Genomic DNA, 19,175 nt, shown 5'->3' on the forward strand with positions numbered 1-19,175 from the left:
GTCCTCCTCGAAATCGGTGGTAATGGCGCCCCTCTCGGGGGCAAAAGCCGCTCCGGAGAGCGGCCGGTAGGGAAACGGAAGGGTCACCGGGGCTGGGCCAGGATGTCCCGGGCCGCGGCCACGGCGGTGGAAAAGGCGATCTGCAAGTTGAAGCCGCCGGTGTAGCCGTCCACGTCCAGCACCTCGCCCACAAAGTAGGCGCCCGGGCAGCGCCTGGACTGGCAGGAGCCGGGGTCCACCTCCCGCACCGAGACGCCGCCGCGGGTGATGATCCCCTCGGCCGCGGGGCGGAAGCCGGAGACGGTGAGGGGCAGATCCTTCATCACCCGCACCATCTCCCCCCGCTCGGCCTGGGTGAGCTGGTTGACCTTCTTCTCGCCGGGGATGCCGGTGAGGGCCACATAGCTACCGATGAGCTTTTGCGGCAGCAGTTTGCCCAGGGCGTTTTGCAGGTTTTTGTTCCGGTACTCCTCAAAGTCCCGCAGCAGCCGGCGGTCCAGTGCCTCGTGGGTGAGCCCGGGCTTTAGGTCGATGTGCAGCCGGTAGCGCCCGGGCGCGTCCTCCATGTGGCAGGAGGCGGAGAGGACCAGCGGCCCCGATACCCCGAAGTGGGTGAAGAGCATCTCCCCCAGCTCGCTGAAGACCGGGCGCTTCTTCCCCACCTCCTCCACCGTGAGGGTGACGTTTTTCAGGGAGAGGCCCTGGCAGTTTTTGCACCACTGCTCGCCGCAGCGCAAGGGCACCAGGGAGGGCCCCGGCGGGGTGACGGTGTGGCCCAGCTGGCGGGCGAAGCGGTAGCCGTCGCCGGTGCTGCCGGTCTGCGGGTAGGAGAGGCCGCCGGTGGCCACCACCACCCGGTGGGCGGAGACGGCGCCCCCCTCTTTGAGGGACAGCGAGAAGGGCGCGCCGGGGGCGACCGCCTCCACCTCGCCCTGGCGAAATTCCACCCCCTGGGCCCGGCACCAGTTTGTCAGGGCGTCCACCACGTCGCCGGCCCGGTCGCTCTGGGGGAAGACCCGGTTCCCCCGCTCGGTCTTGAGGGGGACCCCCAGCCCCTCAAAAAAGGCCATGGTGTCCTGCGGGGAGAAGCCGTAGAGGGCCGAGTAGAGAAAGCGGGGGTTGCGGGGGACGTTTCGCAGAAAGTCCTCCACCTCGCAGTTGTTGGTCAGGTTGCACCGGCCCTTGCCGGTGATGCGCAGCTTTTTGCCGGGCTGGTCGTTTTTTTCCAGCAGGAGGACCGGCAGTCCCCCCTGCCCAAGCAGTCCGGCCGCCATCAGCCCCGCGGGGCCGCCGCCGATCACCGCGGCGCTGTACACTCTCTCCATCTCCACTCCTCACACCTCGCCGATGTTCTCGTAGACCTGGTCCTCGTTCCACATGGTCTCCAGCTTGCCCAGGGTGGCAAACACCTCGGTCTGCTTGCGCTGGCCCAGGGCCACGATCAGGGCGTTGATGAGGCTGAGGGGGGCCACCAGCGAGTCCACAAAGGAGATCATCTCGCTCTTGGCGTAGAGGACGGTGTCGGCCATGGCGGCGATGGGGGACTTTTCGCTGTCGGTGATGGAGATGACCTTGGCCCCGCTCTTGGCCGCGCAGGTCAACGCCCGCACCGTCTTTTTGGAGTAGCGGGGGAAGCTGATGCCCAGGATCACGTCCCCCTCGCCGATGCGGACGATCTGCTCAAAGACGTCGGAGCCCTTGTCCTCGCTGACGAGGTGGACGTTTTCAAAGATCATATTGAAGTAGTAGGCGGTGAAGGAGGAGAGGGAGGAGGCCCCCCGCATTCCCACGATGTAGATGCGCCGGGCCTCCAGCAGGGTCTCGACGGCGCGATTGAAGTCCTCGCTGGAGACGGCCTGCTCGGTCTTGCGGACGGTGGCGATGTCCAGCTCCAGCACCCGGGAGAGGACGTCCCGGTCGCCGATCTGCTCGGAGGTGACCCGCATCCGCTGCACGGCGCTGAGGTTTCTCTTGATGAGCTCTTTGAGGGAGCGCTGGAACTGGGGGTAGCCCTCAAAGCCCACCTCCATGGCAAAGCGGACCACGGTGGACTCGCTGACCCCCACCTCCCGCCCCAGCTTGGAGGCGGTCATAAAGGCGGCCTTGTCGTAGTTTTCAAAGATGTAGCGGGCAATCTTCTTCTGCCCCTTGGAAAACTGGCCCATCTTCTCCTCGATGGTGTGTAGCAAACTGCTCAAAATCCTCTCCCTGCCTCTCTGCCCCGCGCCGGCCACAAAAAAGGCGGGCGTCCGCGCATGGGCGTCTGCCACTCGGCGTATAATGGAATGGACGCCGCTGGGAAAGCGGCTGTTTTTTACCGAACTTGTCAACACTATCAGTGTATCGTCGCGGGGCCAAAATTGCAAGGAATTTTTGCCCCTTCTCCCCCTTTTTTGCAGGAAATGATGGCAGCTTCTTGCAAAATGCCGTCCGCAGCCGGGCGAACTGTCAAAAATGGCGGCAAAACCGGCAAAGGCGTGGATTTTGCAGGGGAAATGTGGTATATTCTATGGGAACTCATCGCCCATCCTATTTCGCGGGGGCCTGCGCCCCCATCCCTGAGACTATATTCGAGGTGTGCGCAACATGGCAGTTATCTACGAGGACTTGCTCAAGGGCAAACAGCACGTTCATTTCATCGGCATCGGCGGGTCGGGGATGTTCCCCCTGGCCCAGATCTTGCACGACAAGGGCTATTTCATCACCGGCTCGGACAACAACGAGACCGACACCCTTGCCCTGGTGCGGGGGCTGGGGATCCCGGTGCACCTGGGCCACGACCCCAAAAACATCGAGGGGGCCGACTTGGTGGTCTACACCGCGGCCATCATGAAGGACAATCCCGAGCTGCTGGCGGCCAAGGCCTCCAACGCCACCGTCATCGAGCGCTCGGTGCTGCTGGGGGTCATCTCCCGCCAGTATCCAAACGCCGTCTGCATCTGCGGCACCCACGGCAAGACCACCTCCACCGCCATGCTCACCCAGCTGCTGCTGGACTGCGGGGCCGACCCCACGGCGGTCATCGGCGGCAAGCTGCGCAGCATCGGCGGCAACGGCCGGGTGGGGAAGAGCGAGACCTTTGTCTGCGAGTCCTGCGAGTACGTGGACACCTTCTTAAAGCTCAGCCCCGACGTCTCGGTGGTCCTCAACATCGACCGGGACCACCTGGAGTACTTCAAAAATCTCGAGAACATCATCCGCTCCTTCAACGCCTTCAACAAGATGGCCAGCAAGATGGTCATCGTCAACGGGGACGACGAGAACTCCATGAGATCCCTGGACGGGGTGACGGTACCCATCCTCACCTTCGGCACCAAGGAGGGGCTCGACTACACCGCCGAGAACATCGCCGTGGAGCGGGGGGTCTTTTACCAGTACGACCTCTGCCACCGGGGCGAGACCCTCTGCCGGATCCGGCTGGGGGTGCCGGGGCGGCACAACGTCCTCAACTCCCTAGCCGTCTGCGTGGCGGCGCTGCAGTGCGGGGTCACCCCCGCCCAGCTGGAGGAGCACTTGCCCCACTTCGGCGGGGCGGGCCGCCGGTTTGAGTTTTTGGGGGAGGTGAACGGCTTCACCGTGGCCGACGACTACGCCCACCACCCCGCCGAGCTGGAGGCGACCCTCAAGGTGGCCACCCAGATGGGCTACAACAAGGTGTGGGCGGTCTTTCAGCCCTTCACCTTCTCCCGCACCTCGATCCTGCTGGACGACTTTGCGCGGGTCTTGCAGATCGCCGATCGGGCGGTGATCACCGCCATCATGGGCGCGAGGGAGATCAACACCTACGGTATCCACGCCAAGGACCTGGCCGACAAGGTGCCCGGCAGCGTGCAGCTGGACACCTTCCCCGAGGTGGCCGACTACCTGCTGGCACACGTGGAGCCGGGCGACCTGGTGCTCACCCTGGGCTGCGGCGACGTCTACAAGATCGACAAGTTGCTGCTGGGAGAGAAAAAGAACTGACAGAGGGGCGCCCGGCAGCAGCTGCTGGGCGCCTTTTTTGATGGGAGGGAGGAAGTTTGATGGAGGGAAAGCCCACCGGCACCGTCTACCTGCTCTGCGGCAAGACCGGCAGCGGCAAGAGCACCTTTGCCCGGACCTGGCAGGCCGAGCGGGGGGCCGCCCTGCTCTCGGTGGACGAGCTGATGCTCGCCCTCTTCCCCGAGTACCTGGGGGAGGCCCACCGGGCGGTCTGGGAGCGGTGCCGCACCTACCTGCTGGCGAGGGCGGAGGAGATCGCCCTGGCCGGGGCGGACGTGCTGCTGGACTTTGGCTTTTGGAGCGCGGCGGAGCGGGCCGAGACCCGGGCCCGGTTCGCCAGAGCAGGGGTGCCGGTCAAGCTGCTCCTCTTCACCGCCCCCGCCGAGCTGCGCGCCCGGCGGCTGGCGCGGCGAAACGCCGCCGCCCAGGGGCGGGAATACCGCATCGACCCCGAGATGCAGGCCCTCTTCGACAGCCGTTTCGAACCCCTCGCCGAGGGGGAGGCCGACTGGGTGATCCACCCCGGCGACAAGCTGCCCGACTGCATCGGGTAAAGGGAGAGGAAGGCCCGGCAGAAGGATCTGCCGGGCCTTCCTCTCCGTCTGCCTCCCCCCACCGGGAGAGGCAAAAAAGCGCCCGGAAAGCAGCCTCTGCAGCGCCTTCCGGGCCTTTGTTCTTAGCATCTCGCTCTGCCGGTCAAGGGCCCCGTCACTGGGTGGGCAGGGTGGTGACCCCCACGTAGTGAAAGTCCCCGTCCCCGGTCCCCTCGATGGAGATGCGCCGCCGGCGCAGGAGGGACCCTCGCTCGCCGTCCACCGTCCGCTCGTAGACGCTCACCGAAAGGCTCATCAGCGACCCGCCCACCTGCCAGTCGTCCAGCGCAAACAGGTATTCGCGGGGAACGGGGCGGTAGATGAGGGCGTAACTCTCCCGCTCGGGCAGGTAGCGCCCGCTCTCCCGCACCCACTGGGGCGGCACCCCAAAGTAGCGCTGGCAAACCCCCTCCACCTCGTCCTGGGGAAAGAGGTAGCCGGAGAGCTCGTCCGCCGACGCGGCCCCGTAGTTGTAATAGGGGCGGTCTGGCGCCCGGTTGTCGGGGTAAAGGGGAAGGTAGTAGCCCAGCACCACCAGGGTATCGGGGGACAGCTGGTCCGCGCTGGTCCAGTCGGGCGCCTCGGCCGCCAGCCAGCGGCAGCGGTCCAGGTAGACATCGATCACCTGGCTCTCGCTGAGATCGGCGGGAAAGTAGCTCTCCCCCGCCGGGGCGGAACTGCTCTCCGCCCGGTTGGGGGCAGCGGGGGCACAGCCCGCCAAAAGGGCGCACAGCAGCGCCACCGCCAACACCCGTCCCATCCGCTTCACAGAGACCGCCCCCTTTCCGCCCAATTTCCCCCTCTAGTATAGTCGAAGGGCGGAAAAAGGAACAGGGGGCAACACACTTCTTGTGCTGTCTGTCGAAAAAGGGGATCAAAAAGCAGCGCTTCGCACAAGGGAAATCTGTCGAAATAGGGCGAATGCCGCGGACGGCAAAGCACCCCTTTTAAAACTGATTGTAGAGGAACTGTGGGGCGGTGGAGAAGTCGGTGCAGAGGAGCCCGATGTAGATGCCTATGAAGAGGAGGAAGAAAAAGGCCGTCCACCCCAGGAAGGAGAGCCAGGGGTTGCCCTTAATCCGCCTGATAAAACTGGTAAATCTGTTCATCTAGATACGCCCATCCCTTCCAGCCCAGGTGCATGATGTCTCTCAAAAAATAGGGCTCGTATTCCCGGTCGGAGTAGTCGACCAACCGCACCCCGTTTTGCTCGGCGATGTTGCGGATGTTTTGGTAGTACTGCTTTCTGTCCTCTTGGGGGAACCCGGTGTAGTCGTACCAGTAGCCGTTGACCGGCACGCTCACCAGCATGATTTCGATCCCCAGCTCCTTGGCCACCTGCAAGAACAGCCGCAGGTCGTCGTACTCCGGGGACACCTTGAAGCTGGAATCCCGTTCAGAGTTGCGGGCGGTGTAGCCCCGGGCGCGAATCAGGTCCTGGTAATACCCGTCTTCCATGTAAAAGGAGTTGTTGGTGCAGAGGCTCTTTCCCTGCTCCTCCCCCTGCTGGCGCAGGGCTGCCCAGTCGATCTCCCCGGCGCGGACCGTCGTCTCGCTGGGCTTGACCGAGGCGATAAAGGGGGTATAGCGGTGTTCCGCCTGCTGGTGGGGGTATGTCTGGGTGCGCCAGACATTGTAGTCCGACTGCAGCCCCGAAAAGAGATTTCCCACCCCCAGCTGCAGGTAGTCCAGGGGGTCGAGATCCCCGGTGAGGTAGATCTTCTCGTAGGTCTCCACCTGCTTTTTGCGCTCGGGGTCCTTGACGAGGAGCCCCTTGCACCGGCGCAAGATCTTTCGCTTGGTCTCGTCTGTCACCCGCTCGTTTTTCATGAAGGCGTCAAACATCTGCAGGTAAAACCGGCTGGCGAAGGTCTCGGGGTAGACCCCCTGTTTGTAAAACCACTGAGGGGAGAGGATAAAGACCGCCTTTTTGTTGGCCATCTGATCCGACAGGGCCGCCAGATTGATGGCCTGGTTGAGGCTCTGGGTCCCCGGCACCCCCAGCAGCACCGTGTTGAAGTCGGAGTTGCCGCTGCCAAACACCAGCTGGGGGTGGGTGCTCTCCTCGTGTAGCGTCAGTTCCGACGAGCCCAGCACCAACAGACTGCTCTCGTCCCGAAGGGCGGAAAAGGCATTTGGCGAATAGTTTTTCTCCAGGCTGGTGTCGTAGATGAGCTGGCGCCGCAAGTCGCCCTCCAACTGGCCGCGGAAGTAGCGCCCCGACCCCCAGACGCAGCCCAGGGCCAGCACCAGGGCCAACAGGGCGGCGGCTGCCCTCTTCACGCCTGGGCGCTCCTCTGGGCGATGAGGGCGATGATCTTGCGGGGGGTGTTCATCTCTTCCCGCTCCAACTCGGAGGGGGAGATGACGACCCCAAAGCGGTCCTCAATGTCCACCAGCAGCTCGGTAAAGCCCAGGGAGTCGATGAGCCCGGTCTCAAAGAGCTCCACGTCCAGGTCCTCCCGCACCACCTCGTCGTCACAGAGTTTCACCAACATCTCCAAAACGTTTTCTTCCATTGCAGTTGCTCCTTTCTATAATGGCCGCCCCAGCGGCGCGATGCGCGGTTTTGCCCCCGGGGGTCAGATGAGTTTTGCCAACACGGCCCTTCCCGCCTCGGCCATGGCCCCCGAGAAGATGAGGAACCCCACCATCACCAGCTGCAGGGTGACAAACCAGGAGAGGGCCTTGTACCACCCCTTGTCCCGGTTTCTCTTGTAAAAGGCCGACTTCTTCTGGTAGATCTCGGTGAGGGCCAACAGCACCCCGTGGTAGAGGCCGTAGGCGATGTAGCAGCCGGTGAACCCGTGCCAGAGGCCCATCACCAGCATGTTCACGATCAGCCCCGCCGCCGCCCCGTTCAGGCGGCTGGAAAACCACTTTTTGCGGATGGCGTTCATCATAAAGCGGGAGAAGAGAAAGTCCCGGAACCAGTGGGAGAGGGTGATGTGCCAGCGGTTCCAGAAGTCCTTTATGTCCACGCTCAAAAAGGGCTTGTCGAAGTTCTCCGGGGTGCGGATGCCCAGGATGTAGCTGACGCCGATGGCCATCAGGCTGTAGCCGGCAAAGTCGAAAAAGAGGTAGAAGCCGTAGCTGTACCCGTACCCCGCCAGCGGCAGGGGGCGGTAGCGGTGGGCAAAGCGGCCCATCACCTGGTAAAACAGCTGGGAGAGGGCGTACTTGTAAAAGAGCCCCAGGGCGATCTTCTGCAGCCCCGTCCCCAGCAGTTTGCGGTACTCCGCCCGGGGATAGACGGTGTGCCAGTCCGCCAGAAAGCGGCGGCTGCGGTCGATGGGGCCCGAGCTGATGGCCGGGAAGAAGAGGAGGAAGCTGGAGAGCTCCAGCCCGCCCATCTCCTTGATGACCCCGTCGTATATCTCGATGATGACCTGCAGCACCTTAAAGCTCAAGTAGCTGATGCCCAAAAAGCCGAACACGCTCTTGCCAAAGAGGCCGGAGAACTTGTAGAGCAGAAGCGGCGCCAGGGCCAGGGCCACGAAGTGGCCGTAGATCACGCTGTTGCGGCCGAACTTGCGGCGCAGCAGCAGGTAGCCCTTGACGGCGTGCAGTTCCAGCAGGTAAAAGCCCGCCAGCCAGAGCAGCTGCGCCGGCTGCCCGCCGTACACCAGCCAGATGAAGAGCAGCGAGAGGGCGAAGCTGTACCCCTTGAGGGTTTTTTCTCGCAGCCCCAACACCGCCGCCGGCACCAGGGCCGCCGCCAGCGCCAAAAAGAAGCGCAGGTCGCCGTAAAAACTCACCTTGCCAGCCCTCCCAGCGCCTTGCGGTCCACCTTGCCGTTGGCGGTCATGGGGAGGGCGTCCAGAAAGACGAATTTCTTGGGGATCATGTAGGCGGGGAGGAACCGGGCCAGCTCCCCCCTGGCCCGCTGAGAGGCGGCAAAGCCCCGCTCCCCCGGCCAGTCCGCCGCCACGTAGGCCGTCAGGCTGCGGATGGCGCCGTCCCGCTCCTGGGGCAGCACCACCGCCCCCCGAACGCCCGGCAGCCGGCAGATGTTCTGCTCGATGTCCTCCAGTTCAATGCGGTAGCCGTGCAGCTTGATCTGCAGGTCCAGCCGGCCGCAGTAGTGCAGCTGCCCGCCCCGCAGATAGCCCTTGTCCCCGGTGCGGTAGAGGCGGTACTCGCCCCCCGCCACCCGCCGGGTGCCAAAGGCGCGCACGGTCAGGTCGGGGCGGCCGAAGTAGCCGCTGCTCACCGTGTCCCCCACGATGACGATCTCCCCCCGCTCCCCCTCGGGCAGGTCCTCCCCTTCCGGGCCGGCAATCAAGAGCCAGGTGCCCGGCTTGGGGGCCCCCACCGGCAGGGGTTCGTCGGCGGCCGCCAGGGCGGGGGTGATCTCCACCTGGGTGACGGCCACGGTGGACTCGGTGGGGCCGTAGGTGTTGATGACCTTGGCCCCGGGAAAGCGGCTGTGCAGCTTTTGGGCGGTGGCGTTTTGCAGCGTCTCCCCGCAGAAGAGGAAGAGCTTCATGTCGGGCAGCAGGGCGCTGTCAAAGCGCCGGTCGGCCAGGCAGACCTCGGCAAAGGAGGGGGTGGAGACCCAGACCTGGGCCCCCGACCGCTCCAGAGAGGAAAAGAGGGCCGCCGCATCCTGCTGCACCTCTTTGGGCAGGGTCCAGAGGGTGCCACCGGTGTAAAAGGCGGTGTAGAGGTCCATCACCGACAGGTCAAAGGAGAAGGGGGCCTGGTTGAGAAAGACCCGGGGCGCCTCTGCCGGGAAGCCCTCCCCCAGCTGGGAGGACCAGTCCAAAAAGTGGTCGAGGCAGTCGGCGGTGATCTGCACCCCCTTGGGGGTGCCGGTGCTGCCGGAGGTGAAGAGGATGTAAAAGAGGTCCTCCCCCTCCACCGGGTGGAGAGCGACAGGGGGCTCTCCACCCTCGGCCAGGGCGGCCAGCTCAGCGGCGGCCAGCACTGGGCGGCCGCAGGGGTCGGCCAGCGGCTCGGCGGTCAGCACCAGCGGCGGGTCGGCTGCCTCGACGGTGCGGGCCACCCGCTCGGGGGGAAGGGAGGTGTCCACCGGGCAGTAGCCCCGGCCCGAGCGGGCGCAGGCCAAAAAGCACAGGGGCACCAGAGGGCCCTTGTGCCCGTAGACCACCAGGGGAGCGCGGTTTTCCCCCAGGCGGCGATCCAGCGCGGCGGCCAGTCGGCCCGCCCCCTCCCACAGCTGGCGGTAGGTCAGCTCCCCCTGGGGAGAGCGGTAGGCCAGGGCCTCCGGCCGGGCGGCGGCGTGGCTGGCAATGGCGTCCAACAAGTTCATCGGCGATTCCCCTTCCTCAGGCCCTGCAATTGGCTATCGAGCGATTGCAGAGCCCAAAAACACAGAAAAACAGCGGGATGGCCGCTGTTTTTCACTGGTGTTGTCTCCCATTATAGGATGGCGATAATTTCCTGTCAACCGGCGAGAGAGCGGGCAAAAATGGGATACGAGCGCCATTTTTGGGGGGACAAATCCCACCGCGGTGGGGCGCGGCGGGGAGAGGGCGAATTTCCCGCCCCAAAGGAGGGGCGAGAAATTCATAAAATCTTCAGCAGTTTCCGGGGCTGCACGTCATAAAAATGGGCGAAACTGCCCTGCCTGTGTCCCCTTTTGTGCCGCGCACGGAGCAGTTTTTTCCCTCACAGCTCTGTCCGGTGCGCCGATTTGCAGTCCCCGCCCCTTTTTCAGCTGCTCTGCGGCGCAGGTGGTTTTGCCTGTCCCCCCGCCCGTTTTGGCGCGCAGCGCAAAGAGGGCAGCCCATCAATCCGTGCAGCCGCCCTTCCCGCCGCTTTGGACGGGGCGGTCAAAAAGCGCCGGCCCGAGAGGAGGCCGGGTCTCTCCCCTCCCTTTGCTCTGCACCCGCCAAAAGGGCGCCGGATGTACCGGCGCCCTTTTGAAAATGGGGAGGAGATTGTATGCCCGACAGGAAGAGGGGTGGCGTCCCCCGCCCCATCGGTATGGGTGCCTATGCGCCGGGGAAGGCTGCCGCGCGAAAGCGGCGGCAGGCGGCCTCGACGCCGTCGGGCTGGGAGAAGACTGCAAAGGCCCCAGCCACCAGGGCGTCGGCCCCGGCGTCGGCGCAGGCGCACCCGTTTTCCGGGCCGATCCCCCCGTCCACCTCGATGAGGAGGGGGCGGCCCAGGGTGCGGCGGAGAGCGGCCAAACGGGCCACCCGCTCCACCGTTCCGGGTAGAAAGCTCTGCCCCGAAAAGCCGGGTTTCACCCCCATCAGGAGCACCCAGTCGCAGAGCTCCAGGTAGGGGCTCAGGGCCCCCACCGGCTCGTCGGGGTTCAGGGCCAGGCCGGGGGCGATCCCCACCCGGCGCAGCTCCTTTAAGAGGGAGGCGGTGTCCACCGGGCAGCCCAGGTGAAAGGCCGCCCGCTCCACCCGGTTTTGGGCCAGTTGGGAGAGGTAGTCCCCCGGGTTTTCCACCATCAGGTGGCAGTCCACCGGCAGGGGCGAGGCGGCGCGGACCGCCCGGATGAGGTCAAAATTGAGGCAGAGGTTGGGGACGTAGTGGCCGTCCATAATGTCCAGGTGATACCAGTCGCAGCCGCCCCGCTCCAGGGCGCGCAGGTCGTCGCCCAGGTGGAGCCAGTCGGCGCAGGCCAGAGTGGCGGTGAGGATACCCATTCTGTTCACCCTCCCTTTCTAGCGGGTGCCCGAGATCTTCGAGTAGGGCTGCCCCGAGGCGGCAGGGCCGGTGGCTCCCTTGATGGTGAGGGCCAAAACAATCAGGCTGGCCACATAGGGGATCATCTGCACGAACTCGTGGGGGATGGGGGAGTTGGGGATGATTTGAATGTAGAGCTGCACCGCGTCGAAAAAGCCAAAGCACATGGCCGCGGCAAAGGCCCCGGTGGGGGTCCAGCGGCCCATGATGATGGCGCCCATGGCCAGGTAGCCACGGCCTGCCACCATCCCCTCTTGGAACAGGTTCATCTGCCCCACCGAGAGGAAGGCCCCGGCCAGTCCACCCAGGAAACCGGAGATCAAAACGCCCAGAAAGCGCATGGCCCCCACGTTGATGCCGGCGGTCTCGGCCGCCCGGGGGTGTTCGCCGCAGGCGCACATCCGCAGACCCAGCGGGGTTTTAAAGAGGACAAAGTTGCAGACAAATAGCAGGATGAGGGCGATGTAGACGATGGGGGAAAAGTCGGCCAGGATGTTCCCCACTAGGGGGATGGGGCGCAGAAACTCGGTGGTGGCAATGGTATTGACGGTGGGGGACATACCCTTTTGCCCGAAGATGGCCTGCAGCCCCACCGAGCAAAAGCCGGTGGCCAGCAGCACCAGGGCCTGGGAGGAGACCCCCTGCGCCCCGCCGCAGACGATGGAGACAAAGCCGTGGATGGCCGAGATGACCACGCCGACAAGGACGGCCAGGAGAACGCCAAACCAGGGGTTGCCGGTCCAGTAGGAGCCCAGCACCGCCAGGAAGGCGCCCATACTCATAATGCCCTCGAGGCCGATGTTGAGGATGCCCGTTCGCTCGGAGATGGTGGCCCCCATGGCGGTGATGGCGATGGGGGTGCCCAGACGAATGGTGGCCAAAACGATGTAAGACAGGGCGCTAAGCATGTGCCACACCTCTCTTCTGTGCTTTTTTCATGAGGTAGCGGATAAAGTTTTCGGAGCAGACAAAGATGATGATCAGCCCCTGGACGATGGAGACGAATTCGGAGGAGACGCCAGTGCTCATCTGCATCAGCGCCGCGCCGTTGCGCATGGCGCCAAAGAGAAAGGCGGTGAGCAAAACGGCGATGGGGTTGCTCTTGGCCAGCAGGGCCACGGCGATGCCGGTGGGGCCGTAGCCGGGCGAGTAATCGGCAAACACCCGGAAAACCGAGCCGTGGATCTCCAAGCTGCCCCCGAGTCCGGCGAGGGCGCCGGAGATGAGGAGGGCCAAGAACATGTTGCGGTCGACATTGATGCCGGCAGAGCCGGAGGCGTCTTTGTTGATGCCGGTGGCCCGCATCTCATAGCCCCACTTGGTTTTATTGATAAAGATATAGACGACAATCACAGCGAGGATGGCGACCAGGATGCCGGAGTTGATGTTGTAGGGCCGCCCGATGAGGGCGGGCAGGCGGGCGGTGTCCTGCATCTTCTCGGTGGCCGAGAGCTGGCCCCCCGAGGTGACAAAGACGCTGATGACCAGATAGGTCAGCAGGAACTTGGCGATGTAGTTGAACATGATGGTGGTAAAGACCACGCCCACATTCTTTTTCAGCCGCAGCCAGGCGGGGATAAAGGCCCAGGCCATACCGCCCAGCATGCCACAGAGCAGACAGACCGGCAGGTGGATGATCGCCGGCAGCTTGAGGTAGATGCCCGCCAGGCAGCCCAGCAGGGCACCAATGATGAGCTGGCCCTCAACGCCGATGTTGAAGACCGAGCCCTTTCTGCCCACGGCAATGGCCAGACCGGCCAGGATGATGGGGATCATCCTGTTGACGGTGCCCGCTATGGCGCTGGGGGTACCCAGCGCCCCCTTGAAGAGGGAGGCGTAAGCGGTGAGGGGATTGACCCCCAAAATGGCCAGAATGATACCGCCGGTGACAATGGAGAGCGCAAAGGCGATGAGGGAGATGGAGCACTCCAACCCCATTGCGCGCAGCTTTTCCGAGCTCGGTTTCTTAAATTTTTTGGCGGGTTTCTCCTTCCCTGTCAAAGAAGGGGGCCGCTCAGCGGTTGACTGCTTCATCGATGTCCTCCTCTCCGTCTACACCCAGCATGTACTGCCCCAGGAGCTCTTTGGTGATCCCTTTGTTTTTCAGCACCTTGACGACCCGCCCTTTAAAGAGGACGGCAATGCGGTCGCTGACCTGGAGGATCTCATCGAGTTCAAGGGAGAAAAGGAGAACCCCTTTTCCGGCGTTTCGCGCCTCTACCAATTTTTCCTGCACAAAGGAGATGGCCCCCATGTCCAGGCCGCGGGTGGGCTGAATGGCCATGATCATCTCGGGGTTGGCGCTCATCTCCCGGGCAATGATGATCTTTTGCTGATTGCCGCCGGAGAGCTTGCCGGCGGGATCGTCCAGGCTGCCGCAGCGGATGTCAAAATCCTCCTGGAGCTTCTGGGCGTTCTGGTCGACCTTTTTGCGGTCTAGAAAGGCCCCGTACTTGAGGAAGCGGCGCTGGTCTTGAAACCCGAGAACCAGGTTTTCTTTGACCGAGAAATCCAGCACCAGGCCGTCCTTGTGCCGGTCCTCGAAGATGACCCCCACCCCTTTTTTCTTGATTTCCTTGACCCCCATCTGGGAGATGTCCTCCCCCTTAAAGGTGAGGCTTCCCTCGCTGGGGTGCAGCTTGCCGCAGATGATGTTCTCCAACTCCTCCTGGCCATTGCCGTCCACCCCCGCAATGCCGAGGATCTCGCCCCGGTGCAGTTGCAGGTCGATTTGATGGAGTTTTTGAACCCCCTGGCGGGTCTTGTAAGAGAGATTTTTCAGGTCCAGCAGCACCTCGCTGTTGTCCACCTGGGCGCGCTCGCCGCCACCCATGATCACCTCTCGGCCGACCATCAGCCGCGCCAGTTCCGCCTGGTTTACTTCGGCCATGGCTTTGGTGCAGACCACCTTGCCGCGGCGGATGACGGTGACCCGGTCGGATATCTTCTCCACCTCGGCCAGCTTGTGGCTGATGAAGATGATGGTCTTGCCGCTGTCCCGCAGCCGCATGAGGATGTCGCAGAACTCGTCGATCTCCTGGGGGGTGAGGACGGCAGTGGGCTCGTCGAAGATGAGGATCTCTGCCTTGCGGTAGAGGATCTTCAAAATTTCCACCCGCTGCTGCATGGTGACCGACAACTCGCTGACCTTTGCGCTGGGGTCGATGCCCAGCCCGTACTGTTCGGAGAGTTGGCGTACCTCCCTCTCCGCTTTGGGGTAGTCGATTTTCAACCGGCTGCCCACTTCCATTCCCAGAATGATGTTCTGGGTGACGGTGAATTTGGGGATGAGCATAAAGTGTTGGTGCACCATGCCCAGCCCGCTGGCGATGGAGTCTTTGGGGGAGTGAAAGCGAACCTCTTTGCCCCGCAGATAGATGCTCCCCTCGTCAGGTTGGTTGAGTCCGTAGAGAATGCCCATCAGGGTGGATTTGCCCGCCCCGTTCTCCCCCGCCAGGGAGTGGATCTCCCCCTGTTCGATGTCGAGCGAAATGTGGTCGTTCGCAATCACGCCGGGGTAGATTTTGGTGATTCCCTTTAGCTCGATGATCTTCTCCCGCACCTCTGGTTCACGCCCTTTCTGTGCAGCCGGACGGCGGCCCTTTTCGAGGCCGCCGTCCGCCGTTCTATTTACGCCGGGAACTGGAAGCTGTCAAAGTCTTCCTTGGTGGCCGGAACTTTGATCTTGCCGTCGATGACATCCTTGCGCAGGGCCTCTACCTGGTCGATGGCCTCCTGGGGGATGGTCGCCTTCAGGGTCTCGTTGGTGGTGTAGAGCAGGTCCACGCCCTCCTCTTTCAGGCCCATCTCCACCGGGGTACCGCCCTTGAAGTTGCCCTCGGCAATCTCTTTGAGGAAGCGGTAACAGGTGTTGTCCACCCGTTTGACCTGGCTGGCGACGATGCGGTCGGGCATCAGATGGAACTGCCCGTCGGCAGCGCCGAAGGTCCAGCAGTTTCCGCCGCGCTCAGAAGAGGCCTGGAAGACGCCCACGTTGCAGGCCGCAGCCGCCGGGGCGATGTAGTCGACCCCCTGGTCATAGAGCATGTTGGCGATCTCCTTGCCCTTGTTGACGTCGGTGTAGCTGCCGGTCTGGGTAGAGGTGACGGTGGCTTTGGAATTGACGTACTTGACGCCAGCCTGGAACCCGTAGTCAAAGCGGTTCATGATGACGTTGGAGTTGGAGCCGATGAAAGCCAGCTTGTTGCTCTTGGTCAATTTGCCTCCCAGGGCGCCCAGCAGGAAAGCCGCTTCCTGCTCCCGGTAAAAGGCGGACGCCACATTTTCCAGGTCGGGGATGGCGCAGTCCGGGCTGACAAAGTAGACGTCCGGGTACTCCGGCGCCAGTTCCTTGATGGTGTCCTGATAGGTGTCGGCCGGGAAGATGATGACGTTGATCCCCTGGCTGATGAGGGAGCGGGCGGTGTTGGCCGCGTCGGCCGCCGACACTTTTTCGATCTTGTTGAGCTCAAAGCCAAACTCGTCGGCCGCCTTCTGGCAGCCCGCCAGCGCCACGTCGGAGAAGCTCTGGGTGCCAAAGCCGCCCGAGACGACGATGGCCGCCTTGATTTGAACCTTCTTCTCCTCGTCTCCCTTGGCCTCCTCGCCGCCTCCGCAGCCAGTCAGGCCACTCAAGCAGAGAAGGCCCGCCAGAGAAGCTGCGAGAATGCGCTTCCCCAATTCCCAATTTTTCATCTCAGTTTCCTCCTTATTTTTGCGGACAGATCGCGCGCTGAGCGCTCTCCATCACTGAAAAGATGAACAAAATAGCCCTAGGAATAACTGCGCAGGCTGTCGAGGAAGAGCTGCACAAACCCCTCCCTGTCAACGGAGTCGACAAACCAGAGGTTGCGCTCCTCCTCGCTCTTGCCGTAGTAGTTTTCCATGTCGATGACGGTAAAGCCGGTGGTGATTTCCCCCTTGCACTCCACATCGCAATAGTACTTGGTGGCGGTGAAGAGCTGGGGGTCGGTCAGATAGGCCACGGTGGCCGGATCGTGCAGCCGGGCCACCCCCTTGAAGCGGCGGCCGGCCTTGAGTTCCTGCTGGGCGGATTCGGACTGCCCCTCGGACTTGGCGTTTCTGCCGTACCCGCCGAGGATGGCGGTGGTCATTCTGGCCGCCGGGTTGTCGATGCGGGCGATCTCCTCCACCTCCTCGGCGAGCAGATAGGCCTCCCTCGTGGTGTCCAGCGGGCAGGCGTAGATGGGGATCCCCGAAAAGAGCAGTTCCCGGAACCCCTCCGGATCCACCAGGACGTTGAAAGTGGTGATGGGGATGGGGTTTCCCGTGCGGTAACTGGTGCCCATAAAGACGATCTTGTCGATTTTTTCCTTGATCTCCGGGCAGCGGCGCAGCAGCAGGGCGATGTTGGTCACCGGGCCCAGGGCCAAAATGGCGGCCTTCTCCTCGCTCTGGAGCAATTTATCCCGCAGGAACTCCCAGGCGGGGGCGGCCACAAGGGCCTCGTCGTGCAGCTGATCAAAGGTCCAACCCCGCAGTCCGTCGTCCCCATGGACATAGGCGGCGTCCACCAGTTCGCGCTCCAGGGGCTTTTCCTCCCCCCGGGCCACCGGGATGTCCCCTCTGCCCAGCAGGTGCAGCACATTACAGGTGTTGGGGGTGGTGTGGCAGAGGGCCACGTTGCCCGCCACCGTGGTGACCCCCAGAATGTCGAGCTTGTCGGACGCGCAGGCGATCACGAGGGCCATGGCGTCGTCGATGCCGGTGTCCACGTCAATCAGCACAGGTATTTTCTTCATCATCTCTCCTCCTATTTCTTTCATTTCCTCCCAAACACGCTAGGCGTTGATCCCGATTGCAGGGAACGCCGACTTTTTCACCCCTTTGCCAAGTCAGGGGAAAAGTGGCGGACGCTCTCGAGAAACAGCTGGGCAAAACCGGCCCGGTCGATGGAGTCCACATACCAGAGGTTGCGCTCCTCCATCGACTTGCCGTAGTAGTCCTCCATGTCGATGATGGTGAAGCCGGTGGTGAGTTCCCCCTTGCACTCCACCTGGCAGAAGTATTTCTGGCGGGTGAAGTAGTCGGGCCGCAGCAGGTAGGCCACCACCGCCGGGTCGGGCAGGTGGGCCAGCCCCTCCTGGTTCCAGTCCCGCTCCCCGTCCTTCTGGGCCAGGCAGCCCCCCTTCTGGCCGATGCGGTCGCCGTAGCCGGCCAGGGTGCGGGAGACCATCTTCGCCACCGGGCCGGGAATGCCGGCGATCTGCCGGCATTCCTCGGGGGTGAGGGTGGCGTTTCTGGTGGTGTCCAGGGGGAGGGTGTGCAGCTCGACCCCGCTCTTTAAAAGGATGTCAAAGGCCTCGGGGTCCACCAGCACGTTGAAGGTGGAGACGATGGTCGGGTTGCCGCAGCGGTAGGAGGCCCCCATGAAGAGGATGCGGCGGATGCGGGATTTAAGCTCGGGGTACTGCTGGAGAAAGGCCGCCACGTTGGTGGCCGGGCCCAGGGCGACAATGGTCACCGGCTCCTCGCTCTCGGTGAGGGCCCGGGCCATCTGCTGTTGGGCGGTGAGGGGGGAGAGGGCCTCCAGGTGCTCCCCCTGGAACTGATAGCCCCGCAGGCCGTTCTCCCCGTGCACCTCGGGGGCCCGCAACAGCGGGCGCTGGAGGGGAGCCGGCAGCCCCTGGGAGACCGGGATGTCGTCCCGGCCCAGCAGGTGCAGGAGGTTGCAGGTGTTGCGGGTGGTGTGGTAGAGGGAGGCGTTGCCCGCCGCTGTGGTCACCGCCCGGATGTCCAGCGCCTCGCTGGCGCAGGCCATGATCAGGGCGTAGGCGTCGTCGATGCCGGTGTCCACGTCCAGCAGCACAGGTATCTGTCTCAACTGGCCGCCCTCCCTATTTGCTGGGGAAGGAGAAGGCCGCGAACTCGTCCTTGGTCGCAGGGATTTTGAGTTCCCCGCTGACGACCTTCTGGCGCAGCTCCTCCACCCGGTCCTTCACGTCCTGAGGGATGGTGGCCGCCAGCTCTTCGTTGGTGGTGTAGAGCAGGTCGACGCCCCCCTCTTTGAGGCCCATCTCCTGGGGCTGACCGCCCTTCCAGTTGCCCTCTACCGCATCCTTGAGGAACTGGTAGCAGACGTTGTCGATGCGCTTGACCTGGCTGGCGAGGATGCGGTCGGGCATCAGGTGAAACTGGCCGTCGGCGGCACCAAAGGTCCAGCAGTTGCCCCCGTGCTCTTTGGAGGACTGGAAGACGCCGGTGTTACAGGCCGCGGCGGCGGGGGCGATGTAGTCGACCCCCTGGCTGTAGAGCAGGTCTGCCATCTCCTTGCCCTTGTTGACGTCGGAGACACTGCCGGTGTACATCGAGATGACGCTGGCGTTGGGGTTGACGTACCTAGCGCCGGTCCGGTAGCCGTACTCAAACCGGTCCATGACCACGTTGGAGGTGTGGCCGATGAAGGCCACCTTGTTCGACTCGGTGAGCATCCCCGCCAGGGCGCCCAGCAGGAAGGCCGCCTCCTGTTCCCGGTAGTAGGCGGAGGCCACGTTTTCCAGATCGGGAACCGCCGCGTCGCCGCTGATGAAGCAGACATCGGGGTTTTCGGGGGCCAGCTCCTCGATGGCGTCGTTGAAGAAGTCGTTGGGGGAGATGATCATGTTGACCCCCTGGCCGATGAGGGAGCGGATGGTGTTGCTGGCGTCGGAGGAATTTACATTCTCGACCTTGGTCAGCTCAAACCCGAACTCGTCGGCAGCCTTCTGGCAGCCGGCGAGGGCCACGTCCTGAAAGCTCTGGGTGCCGAAGCTGCCCGAGATGATGATGGCGGCCTTGATGTCGCTCCCCTTTTTACCTGCGTCCCCCCCTTCCTTTTTGTCGCCGCAGCCGGCGAAGGCGGTGAGGCAGAGGCAGCCCGCGAGAAGGGCGGCCAGAATCCGTTTGATCGATTTACCTGTGAACATGTGAGAT

At 63.6% G+C, this 19,175-nt stretch carries 18 protein-coding genes; 2 read left to right on the plus strand and 16 right to left on the minus strand.

What is annotated here, in order from left to right; genetic code table 11:
- Positions 1–83: 83 nt before the first annotated feature.
- Positions 84–1,325 carry a BaiN/RdsA family NAD(P)/FAD-dependent oxidoreductase gene (locus KQI11_RS06020; protein ID WP_216401457.1) on the minus strand — a complete coding sequence of 414 codons (1,242 nt, stop codon included), beginning with the start codon at positions 1,323–1,325 and terminating at the stop codon, positions 84–86.
- A 9-nt stretch (positions 1,326–1,334) separates the two neighbouring features.
- Positions 1,335–2,198 (minus strand): MurR/RpiR family transcriptional regulator, encoded by an 864-nt coding sequence (locus tag KQI11_RS06025; RefSeq protein WP_073261153.1) that lies wholly within the window; start codon positions 2,196–2,198, stop codon positions 1,335–1,337.
- Between the two features lie 388 nt (positions 2,199–2,586).
- Here KQI11_RS06025 and murC point away from each other — a divergent pair, with 388 nt between their 5' ends.
- Positions 2,587–3,963 carry a UDP-N-acetylmuramate--L-alanine ligase gene (murC, locus tag KQI11_RS06030; protein ID WP_021661025.1) on the plus strand — a complete coding sequence of 459 codons (1,377 nt, stop codon included), beginning with the start codon at positions 2,587–2,589 and terminating at the stop codon, positions 3,961–3,963.
- Positions 3,964–4,022: 59 nt separating this feature from the next.
- Positions 4,023–4,535 carry a P-loop nucleotide/nucleoside kinase family protein gene (locus tag KQI11_RS06035; RefSeq protein WP_216401458.1) on the plus strand — a complete coding sequence of 171 codons (513 nt, stop codon included), beginning with the start codon at positions 4,023–4,025 and terminating at the stop codon, positions 4,533–4,535.
- Between the two features lie 154 nt (positions 4,536–4,689).
- Here KQI11_RS06035 and KQI11_RS06040 read toward each other — a convergent pair whose 3' ends face one another.
- The 14 genes from KQI11_RS06040 to KQI11_RS06105 form a co-directional block, all read right to left on the minus strand.
- The gene (locus KQI11_RS06040; protein ID WP_216401459.1) at positions 4,690–5,343 is read right to left on the minus strand and encodes a hypothetical protein; all 654 of its coding nucleotides are present in this window, start codon (positions 5,341–5,343) and stop codon (positions 4,690–4,692) included.
- A 178-nt stretch (positions 5,344–5,521) separates the two neighbouring features.
- Positions 5,522–5,683: a hypothetical protein gene (locus KQI11_RS06045; RefSeq protein WP_021661028.1), complete on the minus strand. Its 162-nt coding sequence runs from the start codon at positions 5,681–5,683 to the stop codon at positions 5,522–5,524.
- Positions 5,649–6,857 carry a D-alanyl-lipoteichoic acid biosynthesis protein DltD gene (dltD, locus tag KQI11_RS06050; RefSeq protein WP_216401460.1) on the minus strand — a complete coding sequence of 403 codons (1,209 nt, stop codon included), beginning with the start codon at positions 6,855–6,857 and terminating at the stop codon, positions 5,649–5,651. The genes KQI11_RS06045 and dltD overlap by 35 nt, the downstream gene beginning before the upstream one ends.
- Complete coding sequence (gene dltC / locus KQI11_RS06055; RefSeq protein WP_216401461.1) at positions 6,854–7,093, minus strand: D-alanine--poly(phosphoribitol) ligase subunit DltC; 240 nt, start codon at positions 7,091–7,093, stop codon at positions 6,854–6,856. The genes dltD and dltC overlap by 4 nt, the downstream gene beginning before the upstream one ends.
- Before the next feature lie 63 nt (positions 7,094–7,156).
- Entirely contained in the window at positions 7,157–8,332 is a 1,176-nt protein-coding gene (gene dltB / locus KQI11_RS06060) for a D-alanyl-lipoteichoic acid biosynthesis protein DltB (protein ID WP_216401462.1), read from the minus strand.
- Entirely contained in the window at positions 8,329–9,849 is a 1,521-nt protein-coding gene (gene dltA / locus KQI11_RS06065) for a D-alanine--poly(phosphoribitol) ligase subunit DltA (protein WP_216401463.1), read from the minus strand. Before dltA ends, dltB begins: the two co-directional genes overlap by 4 nt.
- A gap of 685 nt (positions 9,850–10,534) precedes the next feature.
- Positions 10,535–11,203 (minus strand): ribulose-phosphate 3-epimerase, encoded by a 669-nt coding sequence (locus KQI11_RS06070; protein ID WP_286172611.1) that lies wholly within the window; start codon positions 11,201–11,203, stop codon positions 10,535–10,537.
- Positions 11,204–11,221: 18 nt separating this feature from the next.
- Entirely contained in the window at positions 11,222–12,151 is a 930-nt protein-coding gene (locus tag KQI11_RS06075; RefSeq protein ID WP_216401465.1) for an ABC transporter permease, read from the minus strand.
- A complete protein-coding gene (locus tag KQI11_RS06080) occupies positions 12,144–13,277 on the minus strand; it encodes an ABC transporter permease (protein WP_216401466.1) in 1,134 nt (377 codons plus the stop codon). Before KQI11_RS06080 ends, KQI11_RS06075 begins: the two co-directional genes overlap by 8 nt.
- The gene (locus tag KQI11_RS06085; RefSeq protein WP_216401467.1) at positions 13,258–14,805 is read right to left on the minus strand and encodes an ABC transporter ATP-binding protein; all 1,548 of its coding nucleotides are present in this window, start codon (positions 14,803–14,805) and stop codon (positions 13,258–13,260) included. Before KQI11_RS06085 ends, KQI11_RS06080 begins: the two co-directional genes overlap by 20 nt.
- Before the next feature lie 68 nt (positions 14,806–14,873).
- Positions 14,874–15,938, minus strand: a complete 1,065-nt coding sequence (locus tag KQI11_RS06090; RefSeq protein ID WP_216401468.1) for a BMP family lipoprotein — start codon at positions 15,936–15,938, stop codon at positions 14,874–14,876.
- A gap of 77 nt (positions 15,939–16,015) precedes the next feature.
- Positions 16,016–17,005, minus strand: coding sequence for a nucleoside hydrolase (locus KQI11_RS06095; RefSeq protein ID WP_216401469.1), 990 nt, complete (start codon positions 17,003–17,005; stop codon positions 16,016–16,018).
- Positions 17,006–17,082: 77 nt separating this feature from the next.
- On the minus strand, positions 17,083–18,087 hold the full coding sequence (locus tag KQI11_RS06100) for a nucleoside hydrolase (RefSeq protein WP_216401470.1): 1,005 nt from the start codon (positions 18,085–18,087) through the stop codon (positions 17,083–17,085).
- Positions 18,088–18,100: 13 nt separating this feature from the next.
- Positions 18,101–19,168, minus strand: coding sequence for a BMP family lipoprotein (locus KQI11_RS06105; protein WP_216401471.1), 1,068 nt, complete (start codon positions 19,166–19,168; stop codon positions 18,101–18,103).
- Positions 19,169–19,175: the final 7 nt, after the last annotated feature.

This window comes from Acetanaerobacterium sp. MSJ-12 (assembly GCF_018917875.1).
GTDB lineage: Bacteria > Bacillota > Clostridia > Oscillospirales > Ruminococcaceae > Bittarella > Bittarella massiliensis.

Excerpts from the sequence above, each read along its gene's own strand:
- KQI11_RS06075 (WP_216401465.1), bottom strand. The coding sequence starts at position 12,151 with ATGCTTAGCGCCCTGTCTTACATCGTTTTGGCCACCATTCGTCTGGGC.
- KQI11_RS06035 (WP_216401458.1), top strand. The coding sequence starts at position 4,023 with ATGGAGGGAAAGCCCACCGGCACCGTCTACCTGCTCTGCGGCAAGACC.
- KQI11_RS06045 (WP_021661028.1), bottom strand. The coding sequence starts at position 5,683 with ATGAACAGATTTACCAGTTTTATCAGGCGGATTAAGGGCAACCCCTGG.
- KQI11_RS06080 (WP_216401466.1), bottom strand. The coding sequence starts at position 13,277 with ATGAAGCAGTCAACCGCTGAGCGGCCCCCTTCTTTGACAGGGAAGGAG.
- dltA (WP_216401463.1), bottom strand. The coding sequence starts at position 9,849 with ATGAACTTGTTGGACGCCATTGCCAGCCACGCCGCCGCCCGGCCGGAG.
- dltC (WP_216401461.1), bottom strand. The coding sequence starts at position 7,093 with ATGGAAGAAAACGTTTTGGAGATGTTGGTGAAACTCTGTGACGACGAG.
- KQI11_RS06020 (WP_216401457.1), bottom strand. The coding sequence starts at position 1,325 with ATGGAGAGAGTGTACAGCGCCGCGGTGATCGGCGGCGGCCCCGCGGGG.
- KQI11_RS06070 (WP_286172611.1), bottom strand. The coding sequence starts at position 11,203 with ATGGGTATCCTCACCGCCACTCTGGCCTGCGCCGACTGGCTCCACCTG.
- KQI11_RS06090 (WP_216401468.1), bottom strand. The coding sequence starts at position 15,938 with ATGAAAAATTGGGAATTGGGGAAGCGCATTCTCGCAGCTTCTCTGGCG.
- KQI11_RS06095 (WP_216401469.1), bottom strand. The coding sequence starts at position 17,005 with ATGAAGAAAATACCTGTGCTGATTGACGTGGACACCGGCATCGACGAC.
- KQI11_RS06105 (WP_216401471.1), bottom strand. The coding sequence starts at position 19,168 with ATGTTCACAGGTAAATCGATCAAACGGATTCTGGCCGCCCTTCTCGCG.
- murC (WP_021661025.1), top strand. The coding sequence starts at position 2,587 with ATGGCAGTTATCTACGAGGACTTGCTCAAGGGCAAACAGCACGTTCAT.